The sequence below is a fragment of the Pseudomonas putida genome (assembly GCF_002025705.1).
GTDB classification, from domain to species: Bacteria; Pseudomonadota; Gammaproteobacteria; order Pseudomonadales; family Pseudomonadaceae; genus Aquipseudomonas; species Aquipseudomonas putida_J.
In genome coordinates this window covers 1,472,103-1,487,608 of sequence record NZ_CP018846.1, presented here as the reverse complement: position 1 = coordinate 1,487,608, position 15,506 = coordinate 1,472,103, and the positions used below count along the sequence as shown (strand labels likewise).

Here is a 15,506-nt window from a genome sequence, read left to right as displayed (position 1 = left end):
TGCACTCGCTCAGATCGCCACCAGGTGGCCGTCGTCGAGCTTCAATACGCGGTCCATCTGGCGCGCCAGGTTAAGGTCGTGGGTCACCACCAGGAAGGCGGTGCGCGACGCACTGGATAACTCCTGCATCAGTTCCTGGATGCCCTGGGCGGTATGGTGGTCGAGGTTGCCGGTCGGCTCGTCGAGCATTACCAGGCCCGGGCGGTTGACCAGAGCTCGGGCGATTGCCACACGCTGGCGCTCGCCGCCGGACAATTCAGCCGGCTTGTGGTGCAGGCGATGGCCCAGGCCGACCCGCTTGAGCAGTGCCTCGGCACGTTCACGGGCCTCCGGGATGGCGGTGCGGCCGATCAGCAGCGGCATGCACACGTTCTCCATGGCGGTGAACTCTGGCAGCAGGTGGTGGAACTGGTAGACAAAGCCCAGCTCGCGGTTGCGCAGCAGGCCGCGGGCACGCTCGCCAAGGGCCGACAGCTCTTCGCCGGCCAGCCACACGCTGCCCTGGGTCGGGCGGTCGAGGCCACCGAGCAGGTTGAGCAAGGTACTTTTGCCAGAGCCGGAGCTACCGACGATGGCCACGCGCTCACCAGCGTGCAGCTCCAGGTTGAGCCCGGACAGCACCTGCACCGACTCCGGGCCCTCGTCGTAGGACTTGCCCAGGTTGCGGCAACTCAGAACGGCTTTATCACTCATGCGCGACTCACTCATAACGTAGCGCCTCTGCAGGCTGGGTGCGGGCCGCACGCCAGGCCGGGTACAGGGTGGCGAAGAAACTCAGGACCAGCGCCGCACCGCAGACCATGTACACGTCCTGGGCCTGGATCTGCGACGGCAGGTAATCGATGAAATACACGTCGGCGTTGAGGAACTTGTGCCCGATCAACTTCTCGATGCCGGCGATCACCGCACTGACGTTCAGCGCAGCGACGATCCCGACCACGGCGCCGATCAGCGTGCCGATTACCCCGATCACCGTGCCCTGGACCATGAAGATCAGCATGATCTGCCCGGGCGTGGCGCCCAGGGTACGGAGGATGGCGATATCACCGCGCTTGTCGTTGACCACCATCACCAGGGTAGAAATGATGTTGAACGCCGCCACCGCCACGATCAGCAGCAACAGCAGGCCGATCATGGCCTTCTCCATGCGGATTGCCTGGTACAGGTTGCCGTGGGTACGGGTCCAGTCGCGGCTGTAGTATTCCTGGTCGCCCAGCTGCTGGGCGATGCTCCACGCCACCCGCGGCGCCTGGAACAGGTCGTCGAACTTCAGGCGCAGGCCCTGCACCTGGTCCGGCTTCCAGCGGTGCAGGCGGGACAGGTCGGTGATGTTGGTCAGGCCCAGGTAGCCGTCGATCTCGCCGGCGCCCACGTGGAAGGTGCCGACCACGGTGAAGCGCTTCATGCGCGGGAACATGCCGGCCGGGGTCACGCTGACCTCGGGGGCGACGAAGGTCAGCTTGTCGCCGATGGCCACGCCCAGCTTGGCCGCGGCCTTGTCGCCGATCATGATGCCCCACTCGCCAGGCGCCAGCTTGTCGAGGCTGCCCTGCTGGATGAAATTGTCGATGATCGACACCTCGCGCTCGCGCGCCGGGTCGATGCCGTTGAGCAACACCTTCTGCACCTTGCCATCATGGGTCAGCAGGCCCTGCATCTGCGTGTACGGGGCAACCGCCAGCACCTGCGGATTCTGCTTTACTTGTTGGGCAAGGGCAGACCAGTCGTTGATCGGCTGGCCGCTCTCCAGCGTGGCGTGGGGAATCATGCCCAGCACGCGGGTACGCATCTCGTGGTCGAAACCGTTCATGACCGAGAGCACCACGATCATCACCACCACGCCCAGGGCGAGGCCGATCATCGAGGTCAGGGAAATGAACGAGACGAAGTGGTTACGGCGCTTGGCACGGGTGTAACGCGTACCGATGAATGCGAAAAGAGGTCTGAACATGTCGGGGCTTGTTCGGATGAAAGGGAACGTCCTTGTGGCGAGGCGCCTACGGCGGCTTTACACTCGGACCACCGCCGCAACCATGGGTTCGCCATGACGACATTAGACGAAGAAGATCGCCGCGAATACTACCGCATCGAAGATCGGATCGCACTGGAAATCAGCCCCCTCAGCGCGGCCGAAGCCCTTGAGGCAGAACTGTTGCAGGATGATTCACCGCTGTTCAACCTGCTCAGCGAGCTGCACCTGTCCGACTTCGAGTCGCAGCACCTGCTGCGCCAGCTGAGCGAGAAAGACCGTACCCTGGCAGCCTTCCTGCGGGCGCAGAACAAACGCCTGGACCTGCTCAGCGCGGTGGTCGCGCAAACCCTGCTCGGTGAAATCGGCCAGCCACAGCGGGTGATCATTTCCGAAGGTGGCATCGAATTCGCTCAACGCCAGCAGATCGCCCCGGGCACCCGGGTGAAGGTGAAGATGGTGCTGATGCCACGCGCCCACGGCCTGCTACTGCGCGGCAAGGTCACCCACTGCGACCCGCGCCCAGATGGCGATTTCGAAGTCGGCACGGAATTCACCGACATGACCGATGCCCAACGGCAACTGCTGGCCCGCTACATCCTGCAACGCCAACAGCAGCAACGGCGCCAGCAGCTGGAACAAGACGGCCCCGCCTCCTGAGCCCTACCACCCTGATTTGAAGGAACGAACGTGACCCTGATCTACGGCCACCGCGGCGCCAAGGGCGAAGCCCCCGAAAATACCCTGAAGAGTTTTCAGCAGTGCCTGTCCCACGGCGTGAACCGCTGCGAACTGGACCTGCACCTGTCGGCCGACAACGAGCTGATGGTGATCCACGACCCTACCCTCAAGCGTACCACCGGCCGGCGCGGCAAGGTGGTCGAGCACCCGGCCGCCGAACTGATCCGCATTGATGCCCGCAAGGGCGGCCCCGGGCATGTGCAGCCCTGCCCCATTCCGAAGCTGGAAGAACTGTTCGAGAAGTGCGCCTTCGAGCATTGGCAGCTGGAGGTCAAGAGCGCCTCGCGCACCCGTGCCGCCACCACCGTGCTGGCGATCCGCGAACTGGCGCAGCAGTACGGCCTGCTGGACAAGGTGACCATCACTTCGAGTTCACGCGAAGTGCTGGGCGCTGCCCTTGAGCTGGTACCGGATGTGAAGCGCGGGCTGGTTGCCGAATACGCCTGGCTCGACCCGTTGAAGGTCGCGCAGAACTACGACTGTGAGCTGCTGGCGTTGAACTGGACACTGTGCACCCCCGAGCGCCTGCTCAAGGCGCAGGGCCAGGGCCTGCATGTGTCGGTGTGGACGGTCAACGAACCGGCACTGATGCGCCGGCTCGCTGACTTTGGCGTGGACAGCCTGATTACAGACTTTCCCGGTTTGGCCAAGACCACCCTCGGGTAGGGCTGAAATCGGTCTCCCCGACCGGCTCAGGCCACCGGCCGGAGCCGCTTAAAAAAGCCGGTTCAGGCCGTCGTAGGCAGCTACCCGATAGGCTTCGGCCATGGTCGGGTAGTTGAACGTGGTGTTGACGAAGTACTTCAGATTGTTCTGCTCGCCGGGCTGGTTCATGATCGCCTGGCCGATGTGAACGATTTCCGAAGCCTGGTAGCCGAAGCAGTGCACGCCGAGGATTTCCAGGGTTTCGCGGTGGAACAGGATCTTCAGCATGCCCTGCGGCTCGCCGGCGATCTGCGCGCGCGCCATGCTCTTGAAGAACGCCTTGCCCACTTCGTACGGCACCTTGGCCTGGGTCAGCTCCTGCTCGTTCTTGCCGATCGAGCTGATCTCCGGAATGGTGTAGATGCCGGTCGGCACATCGTTGACGAAGCGCCAGCTGCCATTGTCGACGATGCTGCCAGCGGCCGAACGGCCCTGGTCGTGGGCGGCACTGGCCAGGCTCGGCCAGCCGATCACGTCACCGGCACCGTAGATGTTCGGCACGGTCGTGCGGTAGGCCTCGTCGACCTCGATCTGGCCACGGCTGTTGACCTTGATGCCGATGTTTTCCAGGCCCAGCTTGTCGGTGTTACCGGTACGACCGTTGCACCACAGCAAGGCGTCGGCCTTGATCTTCTTGCCCGACTTCAAGTGCAGGATCACACCATTGTCCAGGCCCTCGACCCGCTCGTACTCCTCGTTGTGGCGTACGGTGATGTTGTTGTTGCTGAAGTGGTAGCTCAGCGCCTGGGAAATTTCCGAATCCAGGAAGCTCAGCAGCTGGCCGCGGTTGTCGACCAGCTCCACCAGCACGCCAAGGCCGCTGAAGATCGAGGCGTACTCACAACCGATCACACCAGCGCCGTAGACGATCAGCTTGCGCGGGGTGTGGCTGAGGCTGAGGATGGTGTCGCTGTCGTAGACGCGTGGGTGGTGGAAGTCGATGTCGGCCGGGCGGTAAGGGCGCGAGCCGGTGGCGATGATGATGTGCTTGGCGTTGAGTTTTTCGACCACGCCATTGGGGCAGACCACTTCGACGGTCTGCTCGTCGGCGAAGCTGCCGGTGCCGAAGAACACATCGACGCGGTTACGGGCGTAGTAGCCGGTACGCGAGGCAACCTGCTTGGCGATGACCTTCTCGGCGCTCTTGAGCACGTCCGGGAAGGAGAACCAGCGCGGCTCGCCGATGGCACGGAACATCGGGTTGGTGTTGAACTGCATGATCTGCCGCACCGAATGACGCAGCGCCTTGGACGGGATGGTGCCCAGGTGGGTGCAGTTGCCGCCGACCTGACGGCGGCTGTCGACCATTGCCACCTTGCGCCCCGCTTTGGCGGCGTTCATTGCCGCGCCTTCACCGGCCGGGCCGGAACCCAGCACCACTACGTCGTAGTTGTAGACAGCCATGCGTACTCCTTCAGAACTGGCCCGGGGTTACGGTTACCCACGGGACTCGATCATGCCGCCGGGGCGTCATGAGAAAATTCGGGTGCAGTCTAATCAAGCGTGAACGCCGCGCACATTAACCCTTGGTCGCGTCGTAGGCCAATTTTGCCTGCACTACATGTCATTCACCGTTCCCTGGAGGCGATCATCCCTGCCAACGCTTTCAATCGCCTTTCACCGCCCGTTCGAATGCGGGGGTAGCTCGGGAGACGAAGCCAGCCTCGGCCCGAGTCACCAAAACCGCAGCCAGATCATGGGCCACGGCAAAATCCCAGCCGCGCTCCGGCCCAAGGATCAGCAACAAGGTCGAATAACCATCAGCCTGCAGCGCCGAGGCATCGAGCACGGTGACCGCGGCCAGGTCGTGATCGACCGGGCGCCCCAGGCGGGCATCGAAGGTATGTGAATAGCGCCGGCCATTCTCCTCGAAATAGTGGCGATAGTCACCCGAGGTCGATACCCCCAGGCCATTGACCGGGATGATCTGGCGGGCGATCTGGCGGTCTTCGCGGGGCAGCTCCAGGGCGATGCGCCAGGGGCTGCCGTCGGGCTTGCGGCCCACGGCCTTGAGCTCGCCGGTGGCTTCAGCGACAAAACTGGTCACCCCCATGGCGCGCAGGCGTTCGGCGATCAGGTCGACCGCGTGGCCGGCAGCGATGCTGTTGAAGTCCAGTTGCACCGGGGCATCCTTGCACAGTGCCTGGCCCTCGATGCGCAGGTGGCGGTAGCCGACGCGCTGGCGAGCCTGGGCCAGAGCCTGTGGGTCGGGCACCTGCTCGTGACGGGCCTGCGGACCGAAGCCCCAGAGGTCAAGCAGCGGCTCGACGGTGAGGTCGTAGGCGCCATCGCTGAGTTCGGCCAGGTGCTGGCCGAAGGCGACCAGTTCGAGCATGTCAGGCGGCAAGGCCATGCACTGGTTGGCAGGCAGCAGGTTGAACTGGCTGACAGTGGAGTCGCCGCGGTAGGTCGAGTAATGCTGATCGATGTCGTTGAGAATGGTCTCGACCGCCGCCTGGACCTGGGCCGGTGCCGGGCCGCCGGGTTCGCGGACGTACTGGACACTGTAGCTGCTGCCCATGGTCGGGCCGCCCAGGCGTTCCAAGGTCGGGCCTTGGTTGCAGGCGGTGAGAAGCATCAGGATGAACAGTAAGGCTGTGCGCAATCGGGATTTCTCGGTTCTGCATGCCTGCAAAGTCATTGTAGGAGCGGCCTTGTGTCGCGAAAGGGGCGCACAGCGGCCCCAGGATTCGAGTGTCACATCCGAAAATGCCGGGGCTGCTGCGCAGCCCATTCGCGACACAAGGCCGCTCCTACACTGACCGCGCCAGCACGGAAAATGCCAGGCAAAAAAAACGGGAACCCGAAGGTTCCCGTTTTTTCATGCGCTTACAAGCGGATCAGCGTGGAAACGCTGGCGGGTTCACACCCGACATCTCTTCCATCACGCGAACCACCTGGCAGCTGTAACCGAATTCGTTGTCGTACCAGACGTACAGAACAACGCGGTTGTCGTTGGCAATGGTCGCCTCGGCATCCACCACACCGGCGTGGCGGGAACCTACGAAGTCGGTCGAAACCACTTCCTGCGAGCTGACGTAGTCGATCTGCTTGTGCAGTTCCGAGTGCATGGCGGTCTGGCGCAGGTACTCGTTGATTTCGTCGCGGCTGGTCGGCTTCTCAAGGTTCAGGTTGAGAATGGCCATCGAAACGTTCGGCGTCGGAACGCGAATGGCGTTACCGGTCAGCTTGCCTTTGAGCACTGGCAGCGCCTTGGCGGCAGCAGTGGCGGCGCCGGTTTCGGTGATGACCATGTTCAGCGGCGCGGCACGGCCACGGCGGCTGCCCTTGTGGAAGTTGTCGATCAGGTTCTGGTCGTTGGTGAACGAGTGAACGGTTTCGACGTGACCATTGACGATGCCGTACTGGTCGTTGATGGCCTTGAGCACCGGCACGATGGCGTTGGTGGTGCAGGAAGCTGCCGAGATGATCTTGTCATCGGCAGTGATGTCACCGTGGTTGATGCCGTGCACGATGTTCTTCAGCGCGCCCTTGCCAGGTGCGGTGAGGATCACGCGGGCAGCGCCTGGGCAGGCCAGGTGCTGGCCCAGGCCGTCAGCGTCACGCCATACGCCGGTGTTGTCGACGATCAGCGCGTTGTCGATGCCGTACTGGGTGTAGTCGACTTCGCTCGGGCTCTTGGCGTAGATGATCTGGATCAGGTTGCCGTTGGCGGTGAGGGTGTTGTTGGCTTCGTCGATGGTGATGGTGCCATCGAACGGGCCATGCACCGAGTCACGGCGCAGCAGGCTGGCACGCTTGACCAGGTCGTTCTCGGCGCCTTTGCGCACGACGATGGCACGCAGGCGCAGGCCGTCGCCACCACCGGTCTTCTCGATCAGGATGCGCGCCAGCAGGCGGCCGATGCGGCCGAAGCCGTACAGGACGACGTCGGTACCCTTGCGGGCCGAAGCGTTCTGCTGGCCAACCACGTCGGCCAGCTCTTCACGGACGAACTGCTCGGCAGTGCGGCCGTTGCCTTCCTGCTTGAACTTGTTGGCCAGCTTGCCCAGGTCGACCGAAGCGGCGCCCAGTTTCAGCTCGCTCATGGCTTTGAGCAGGGGGAATGTCTCGTGTACGGACAGTTCGGTCTCGTCGGTCTGACGGTGACGCGCAAAGCGGTGGGCTTTGAGGATCGAGATAACCGAACGGTTGATCAGGCTACGGCCATAAATCGAGCTCACCACATTGTTGTTGCGGTAGAGCTGACCGATAAGCGGGATCATCGCTTCAGCCAGAGCTTCACGATCGATCCACTCACCAAGACACTGGTCGGGCTTCTGAGTCACGGGAACCTTCCACATGTAGGGACAGAAAAAAGGGGCTACATTATGACGCCCCAGCGCGTAACCGGCAATGAGCGCCTGTCGCCGATGGCAAAGCCCGCTGTTCATGGCCTGTCGAGCCTGACAGCAGGCACTGTCACCGGTACAATCGACGTCTTTGCCGCAACGCTTGGAGTGCAATCTCCCGTGTCAGTTCTGCGCCTTCCGCAAATGTCGGCCACGGCCGGCAAACAAACCTGGGGCAACCTGCCCGGTGCCGCCCTCAGCCTGGCCATCGCCGAGGCTGCCAGCAGCGCAGGCCGCTTCACCCTGCTGCTGACCGCCGACAGCCAGGCGGCCGATCGTCTGGAACAGGAGCTTCGCTTCTTTGCCCCGGACCTGCCGGTGCTGCCGTTTCCCGATTGGGAAACCCTGCCCTACGACCTGTTCTCGCCGCACCAGGACATCATTTCCCAGCGCATCGCCAGCCTCTACCGGCTGCCGGAGCTGAGCCATGGCATTCTTGTGGTGCCGATCACCACCGCCCTGCACCGCCTGGCACCGACGCGCTTCCTGCTGGGCAGCAGCCTGGTGCTGGACGTGGGCCAGACCATCGACGTCGAGCAGATGCGCACGCGCCTGGAAGCCACGGGCTACCGCTGCGTCGACACGGTCTACGAGCACGGTGAGTTCGCCGTGCGCGGCGCACTGATCGACCTGTTCCCGATGGGCAGCAAGCTGCCTTATCGCATCGACCTGTTCGATGACGAGATCGAAACCCTGCGCACCTTCGACCCGGAGACCCAGCGCTCGATCGACAAGGTCGACTCGATCCGCCTGCTGCCGGCGCGCGAGTTCCCCATGCAGAAGGAAGAGGTGACCCGCTTCAAGGCGCGCTTCCGCGAGCGATTCGATGTCGACTTCCGCCGCAGCGCGATCTTCCAGGACCTGGCCAGCGGCATCATCCCCGCTGGCATCGAGTACTACCTGCCGCTGTTCTTCGAAGAAACCTCGACCCTGTTCGACTACCTGCCCGCCAACACCCAGGTGTTCTCGCTGCCAGGTGTCGAACACGCTGCCGAGCACTTCTGGAACGACGTGCGCGGGCGCTATGAAGAGCGCCGTGGCGACCTGACCCGCCCATTGCTGCCGCCAGCCGAACTGTTCCTGCCCGTGGAAGACTGCTTCGCCCAGCTCAAGCAGTGGCCACGGGTGGTGGTCAGCGCCGACGAAATCGAAGCCGGCGCCGGCCGTGAGCGCTTCCCCGCACGTGCCCTGCCCAACCTGGCCATCGAAGCCAAGGCCAACCAGCCGCTGGCGGCGCTGGCCGAATTCCTCGACCAGTTCAGCGGCCGCGTGCTGTTCACCGCCGAATCGGCGGGCCGCCGCGAGGTGCTGCTGGAGTTGCTCGAACGCCTCAAGCTGCGCCCGCAGACGGTCGACAGCTGGGCTGACTTCATCACCGGCCGCGAGCGTCTGGCGATTACCATCGCCCCGCTGGACGACGGCCTGCTGTTGGACGACCCGGCAGTCGCCCTGGTCGCCGAGAGCCCGCTGTTCGGCCAGCGCGTGATGCAGCGCCGGCGCCGTGAAAAGCGCGGCGAGGCAGCCAACGATGCGGTCATCAAGAACCTCACCGAGCTGCGCGAAGGCGCGCCGGTGGTGCATATCGACCATGGCGTGGGCCGCTACCTGGGCCTGGCCACCCTGGAAATCGACGGCCAGGCCGCCGAGTTCCTCACCCTGGAATACGCCGAAGGCGCCAAGCTGTATGTGCCGGTGGCCAACCTGCACCTGATCGCCCGCTACACTGGCAGCGATGACGCCCTGGCGCCGCTGCACCGGTTGGGTTCCGAAGCCTGGCAGAAAGCCAAGCGCAAAGCCGCCGAACAGGTCCGCGACGTGGCCGCCGAGTTGCTCGACATCTATGCCCGGCGCGCGGCGCGCAAGGGCTATGCCTTTGCCGACCCGGCCGCCGACTACGCCACCTTCAGTGCAGGCTTCCCGTTCGAGGAAACCCCCGACCAGCAAGCGGCCATCGAGGCGGTGCGGGTCGACATGCTGGCGCCCAAGCCAATGGACCGCCTGGTGTGCGGCGACGTCGGCTTCGGCAAGACCGAAGTGGCCATGCGCGCCGCCTTCATCGCCGTGCACAGCGGCCGCCAGGTGGCGGTACTGGTACCGACCACGCTGCTCGCCCAGCAGCACTACAACAGCTTCCGCGACCGCTTCGCCGAATGGCCAGTGAAGGTCGAGGTGATGAGCCGCTTCAAGTCGGCCAAGGAAGTGGCCGCTGCCGCCGCGGACCTTGCCGAAGGCAAGATCGACATCCTCATCGGCACCCACAAGCTGCTGCAGGATGATGTGCGCTTCAAGGACCTGGGCCTGGCGATCATCGACGAAGAACACCGCTTTGGCGTGCGCCAGAAGGAGCAGCTCAAAGCCCTGCGCAGCGAAGTGGACATCCTCACCCTGACCGCTACGCCGATCCCGCGCACGCTGAACATGGCGGTGGCGGGCATGCGCGACCTGTCGATCATCGCCACCCCGCCGGCGCGGCGCCTGTCGGTACGCACCTTCGTCATGGAGCAGAACAAGAGCACGGTCAAGGAAGCACTGCTGCGTGAGCTGTTGCGCGGCGGCCAGGTGTACTACCTGCACAACGACGTGAAAACCATCGAGAAGTGCGCCGCAGAACTGGCCGAACTGGTCCCGGAAGCGCGTATCGGCATCGGCCACGGGCAGATGCGCGAGCGCGAGCTGGAACAGGTGATGAGCGACTTCTACCACAAGCGCTTCAACGTGCTGATCGCCTCGACCATCATCGAGACCGGCATCGACGTGCCAAGTGCCAACACCATCGTCATCGAGCGTGCCGACAAGTTCGGCCTGGCCCAGCTGCACCAGCTGCGTGGCCGTGTCGGGCGCAGCCACCACCAGGCCTACGCCTACCTGCTGACACCGCAGCGGCAGAAGATCAGCGCCGACGCCGAAAAACGCCTGGAGGCCATCGCCAATACCCAGGACCTGGGTGCGGGCTTCGTGCTGGCCACCAACGACCTGGAGATCCGCGGTGCCGGCGAGCTGCTTGGCGAAGGCCAGAGCGGGCAGATCCAGGCCGTAGGCTTCACCCTGTACATGGAAATGCTCGAGCGCGCGGTCAAGGCCATCCGCAAGGGCACCCAGCCTAACCTTGAGCAGCCGCTGGGCGGCGGCCCGGAGATCAACCTGCGCCTGCCGGCGCTGATCCCCGAGGACTACCTGCCCGACGTGCACGCGCGCCTGATCCTCTACAAGCGCATCGCCTCGGCAGCCGATGAAGAAGGCCTCAAGGACCTGCAAGTAGAGATGATCGATCGCTTCGGCCTGCTGCCCGAGCCGACCAAGAACCTGATGCGCCTGACCCAGCTCAAGCTGCAGGCAGAAACGCTCGGCATCAAGAAAGTCGACGCCGGCCCCAACGGCGGCAAGCTCGAATTCGAGGCCGAGACCCCGGTCGACCCACTGACCCTGATCAAGCTGATCCAGGGCCAGCCCAAACGTTACAAGTTCGAAGGCGCAACCCAGTTCCGCTTCCTGGTACCGATGGAACGCCCCGAAGAACGCTTCAATACCCTGGAGGCGCTGTTCGAGCGCCTGACCCCACAGCCTGCCTAAGGAAGATCCATGCGTGCCATCCGTTGCCTGACCCTGCTGCTCGCGCTGTTCGCGCCAGCCGCCTTCGCCGAAGGTATGTATCAGGTAGAAATGCTTCTGGTGCGGCAGAACAGCGTGCCCGCCTTCACCAGCCCGTTCGCCCCGGAAGACTGGAGCGCGGGCGCCCCACGCCTGGACAAAGGCGCCGAGCGCCCACTGGCGCTGCAGGATGAGGCCACCCGGCTGGAGGCCACCGCCGACTACACCGTGCTGCTGCACAAGGCCTGGCAGCAACAGGTCGGCAGCGAGCCGAGCCGCATCGCCCTGGGTTCAGGTGCAGAGCAATTCGGGCACTTCCCGATCGAAGGCAACCTGAGCATCACCGAAGGTCGCTTCATCGCCGTGGCCGCCAACTTCTGGGTCAACCAGCTCGACAGCAACGGCAACGTGCTGCAAAGCGAGCAGTTCAAGCAGAGCAACAGCAACATGAAAAGCGGCCAACTGACCTTCCTCGATGGCGGCCACCTGGCCCTGCTGCTCAAGGTCACCGCACCGGGCACCCCGAAGATGCCAGTGATGGACCCGGAGATGATGGAGCAGTGATGTGAGCGACAGCGATGCGCGGCAACTGCTGAGGGATCACCCGCGCTGGGTCGAGCATATCCAGAGCGGTGCACTGAACCGTGGGCGCGACTACGCCAGACAAGGGCGCACGCAAGTCCTGTCGATGCATGACAAGCACATCGAAGCCACCTGCCTTGGCTCGTCCGGCGAGCACTACCAACAGGAAATCCAGTTGGTAGTGACCGGCAGCGAACTGCGGGTGTTCGGGCGCTGCAGCTGCCCGGTTGGCCACAACTGCAAACATTGCGTCGCCGTGTTGCTGAATGTGCAGCATGGCGAAGGCAGGGCCGAGGCACCGAGTGCGCAAAACGACGCCCTTTCGCCAGCGCTTGATCAGTGGGTCGAAAGCCTTGAAGCCACTGGCCAGCCTCCCGCCACTCCCGGGCCGGCGCGCAAAGGCCCGGCGTTGCATTATCAGGTTCACGCAGGCCAACAGCACTGCACGCTGGAGGCGGTCAAAGGCACGCGCCAAGCTGACGGAACCTTAAAGTTCGGCAAGATCACTTCGATGCCTGAACTGATCTATTACCCGCCCCGCTACGTGACAGATAACGACGCCCGCCTGCTGCGCCTGATTGATGCCAGCAGCCGGGCAGTGCGCCCCGTCGTGGACCTGCAAGGCAAACAAGGTGCAGAAATACTCGGCTTCGCACTGGCGACCGGGCGCCTGCACGTCGAAGCCGACCCTGAGCCTTTGATCGAAGGGCCAGAGCTGCAAGGCGAGTTCCGCTGGCTCAGGCTGGAGGATGGCAGCTACCGTGGCGCCTGGTTCCATGGCGATCACTCGCAACTGCTGACACTGCCCTTGGAGCCGATGCATTACATCAACCGTGCAACCCATCAACTGGGCAAGCTACGCCATGACCTGGACCCTTTCATCGCCAGTCAGCTCGCACGCGCCCCCGTCGTTCCGGAACATCTGGTCGTACCCTTGAGCCACCGTTTGAACGCCTTGAACCGTCAAGTCCCCACACCGACTTCAGTCAGCACTGAACACATCGATGACACTCAACCCAAAGGGCACCTGACCCTGGGCAGCCTGGAATTCAGCGCCTACATGCCCAAGACCGGCCGCATGCAGCGCCAGATACAGCATCGTGCCGCGCTGTCGTTTGACTACGACGGGATGCGTGCCACTGGCAATGACGACAAGCCCCTGGCCCGCCTGGTTGGCAGCACCAGCCAGCGCATCCGCCGCCAGCCCCAGGCCGAACAGGCACTGCGCAAGGTGCTGCGCGACCTCGGTTTCAAGCCCGCCACCCGGCAGAGCAAGGCCCTGCCCGACAGCGCCGGCGATATGCTCCAGCTGCCCGACGACGAGGCCTGGCTGCGCTTCGCCCGCGATGGCCTGCCACGCCTGCGCGAGGCCGGCTGGGACATCGACATTCACCGCGACTTCGCCTTCAACCTGCAAGAGGTGGACGACTGGTACGCCAGCATTGACGAAGCACCCGGGCATGAATGGTTCGACCTGGAACTGGGTATCGTGGTCGAAGGCCAGCGCCACAGCCTGCTGCCGATCGTGCTGCAACTGCTGCGCAGCAACCCTGAGCTGCTGCGCCCCAGCGAGCTGGCACGGCGCAGCGACGACGAGCACCTGCTGATCGACCTCAACCGCGGCAGGCTGGACAGCCCGGCGCTGCGCGTCGCCCTGCCCTACGGCCGCATCAAGGCGGTGATGGGCACCCTCGGCGAGCTCTACCTGCACGAGGATGCGGTCGGCCCGGCCCTGCGCATGGACCGTGCCGACGCCGCGCGCCTGAACGACATCGAGCACCTGCCACTGCACTGGGAGGGTGGAGCCCACGTGCGCGACCTCGGCCGGCGCCTGCGCGATGCCCGCGACCTGCAGGTCGAAGTGCCGAGCGGGCTCAACGCCACCCTGCGCCCTTACCAGCAGCAAGGCCTGAACTGGCTGCAGGCCCTGCGCGAAATGGGTACCGGCGGCATCCTTGGCGATGACATGGGCCTGGGCAAGACCCTGCAGGCCCTGGCTCACCTGCTGCTGGAAAAACAGTACGGGCGCCTGGCCGGCCCGGCACTGGCGGTGATGCCCACCAGCCTGGTGCCCAACTGGCTCGACGAAGCCCAACGCTTCGCCCCCGGCCTGCGCGTGCTGGCCTTGCACGGCCCGGGCCGCAGCAAGCATTTTGCCAAGCTGCACGAATACGACCTGGTGCTCACCACCTATGCCCTGGTACCGCGCGACCTGGAGCACCTGCGCGCGCAAGCCTGGCATGTGCTGGTGCTGGACGAGGCGCAGAACATCAAGAGCAGCACCAGCAAGGCCGCCCTCGCCGTTTGCGAACTGCAGGCCAATCAACGCCTGTGCCTGACCGGTACGCCGATGGAAAACAACCTGGGCGAGCTGTGGTCGATCTTCCACTTCCTCATGCCTGGCTGGCTGGGAGACGTGAAACGCTTCAACCAGGATTACCGCACTCCGATCGAACGCCACGCCGACAGCGAGCGCCTGGCCCACCTGGCCAGCCGAGTGCGCCCGTTCCTGCTGCGCCGCACCAAGGAACAGGTAGCCACCGAGCTGCCGGCCAAGACCGAAATGGTGCACTGGGTCGAACTCAGCGATGCCCAGCGCGATACCTACGAAGCAGTGCGGGTGGCCATGGACAAGAAGGTCCGCGACGAAATCGCCCGCAATGGCGCGGCGCGCAGCCAGATCGTGATCCTCGACGCCCTGCTCAAGCTGCGCCAGGTGTGCTGCGACCTGCGCCTGGTCAAAGGGGTCGAGACCAAGAGTAATCAGGCCGACAAGGGCAAGCTTGGCGCGCTGCTGGACATGCTCGAAGAGCTGCTCAGCGAGGGGCGCCGGATCCTGCTGTTCTCTCAGTTCACCTCGATGCTGGCGCTGATCGAGCAGGAGCTGGAAAAGCGCAAGATCCGCTACAGCCTGCTCACCGGCGACACCCGCGACCGGCGCACGCCGGTGCAACAGTTTCAGCAGGGTGACAGCGAGGTATTCCTGATCAGCCTCAAGGCCGGCGGTGTAGGGCTGAACCTGACTGCGGCCGACACCGTTATCCACTTCGACCCGTGGTGGAACCCGGCCAGCGAGAACCAGGCAACCGACCGCGCCTACCGGATCGGCCAGGACAAGCCAGTGTTCGTGTTCAAGCTGATTACCCGGGGGACGGTAGAAGAGAAGATCCAGGCATTGCAGCAGGAGAAAGCCGCGCTGGCAGCAAGCCTGCTTGATGGCGGGCAGGCGGGGCAGTGGCGGCTTGGCGATGAAGAAATCGATGCGCTGTTTGCCCCCTTGCCTGGCAAGCGGGGGCGGTGATTGCATCGGGTGTATGGCTTTAGAGTTTGACGCCTGTGATATCGAGCGCCGCCCGCGCGGCGCATCGCGGATAAATCCGCTCCTACATTTGTTGCAACGTGGCCATGCCTGACAGGCCATGGTTGTCAGCCGGTTTGCACGGCTCAAGACATGCGCCAAGGCTGGCAACCATGGCCTGTCAGGTTCGGCACGTTGCAACAAATGTAGGAGCGGATTTATCCGCGATGCGCCGCGCGGGCGGCGCTCGATGTCAGCAGCCCCAGATAAC

10 protein-coding genes are annotated in these 15,506 nt (G+C 64.2%); 5 read left to right on the top strand and 5 right to left on the bottom strand.

Annotated elements, in window-relative coordinates:
- Positions 1 to 9: 9 nt before the first annotated feature.
- Together lolD and BUQ73_RS06785 are read right to left on the bottom strand one after the other, a co-directional pair.
- On the bottom strand, positions 10 to 693 hold the full coding sequence (gene lolD / locus BUQ73_RS06790; RefSeq protein ID WP_176506135.1) for a lipoprotein-releasing ABC transporter ATP-binding protein LolD: 684 nt from the start codon (positions 691 to 693) through the stop codon (positions 10 to 12).
- Positions 694 to 700: 7 nt separating this feature from the next.
- Positions 701 to 1,951 (bottom strand): lipoprotein-releasing ABC transporter permease subunit, encoded by a 1,251-nt coding sequence (locus BUQ73_RS06785; RefSeq protein ID WP_079227165.1) that lies wholly within the window; start codon positions 1,949 to 1,951, stop codon positions 701 to 703.
- A gap of 93 nt (positions 1,952 to 2,044) precedes the next feature.
- Here BUQ73_RS06785 and BUQ73_RS06780 point away from each other — a divergent pair, with 93 nt between their 5' ends.
- The gene (locus BUQ73_RS06780; RefSeq protein ID WP_079227164.1) at positions 2,045 to 2,629 is read left to right on the top strand and encodes a PilZ domain-containing protein; all 585 of its coding nucleotides are present in this window, start codon (positions 2,045 to 2,047) and stop codon (positions 2,627 to 2,629) included.
- 30 nt (positions 2,630 to 2,659) lie between these two features.
- Positions 2,660 to 3,376 (top strand): glycerophosphodiester phosphodiesterase, encoded by a 717-nt coding sequence (locus tag BUQ73_RS06775; RefSeq protein WP_079227163.1) that lies wholly within the window; start codon positions 2,660 to 2,662, stop codon positions 3,374 to 3,376.
- A gap of 48 nt (positions 3,377 to 3,424) precedes the next feature.
- On the opposite strand, the gene sthA is transcribed toward BUQ73_RS06775, so the two are convergent.
- From sthA to BUQ73_RS06760, 3 genes are all read right to left on the bottom strand, one after another.
- Positions 3,425 to 4,819: a Si-specific NAD(P)(+) transhydrogenase gene (gene sthA / locus BUQ73_RS06770; RefSeq protein ID WP_079227162.1), complete on the bottom strand. Its 1,395-nt coding sequence runs from the start codon at positions 4,817 to 4,819 to the stop codon at positions 3,425 to 3,427.
- Positions 4,820 to 5,021: 202 nt separating this feature from the next.
- Positions 5,022 to 6,020 (bottom strand): FAD:protein FMN transferase, encoded by a 999-nt coding sequence (locus tag BUQ73_RS06765; protein WP_079227161.1) that lies wholly within the window; start codon positions 6,018 to 6,020, stop codon positions 5,022 to 5,024.
- Between the two features lie 235 nt (positions 6,021 to 6,255).
- Positions 6,256 to 7,719, bottom strand: a complete 1,464-nt coding sequence (locus tag BUQ73_RS06760) for a glyceraldehyde-3-phosphate dehydrogenase (protein ID WP_060483945.1) — start codon at positions 7,717 to 7,719, stop codon at positions 6,256 to 6,258.
- 168 nt (positions 7,720 to 7,887) lie between these two features.
- Between BUQ73_RS06760 and mfd the strand changes: the two genes are divergently transcribed.
- Genes mfd through BUQ73_RS06745 form a run of 3 tightly spaced genes read left to right on the top strand, consistent with a single transcriptional unit; the run spans position 7,888 to position 15,238 of the window.
- Positions 7,888 to 11,337 carry a transcription-repair coupling factor gene (gene mfd, locus BUQ73_RS06755; protein ID WP_079227160.1) on the top strand — a complete coding sequence of 1,150 codons (3,450 nt, stop codon included), beginning with the start codon at positions 7,888 to 7,890 and terminating at the stop codon, positions 11,335 to 11,337.
- A gap of 9 nt (positions 11,338 to 11,346) precedes the next feature.
- Positions 11,347 to 11,919, top strand: a complete 573-nt coding sequence (locus BUQ73_RS06750; RefSeq protein WP_079227159.1) for a CsiV family protein — start codon at positions 11,347 to 11,349, stop codon at positions 11,917 to 11,919.
- A 1-nt stretch (position 11,920) separates the two neighbouring features.
- Positions 11,921 to 15,238 (top strand): DEAD/DEAH box helicase, encoded by a 3,318-nt coding sequence (locus BUQ73_RS06745; protein WP_079227158.1) that lies wholly within the window; start codon positions 11,921 to 11,923, stop codon positions 15,236 to 15,238.
- Positions 15,239 to 15,506 lie beyond the last annotated feature (268 nt).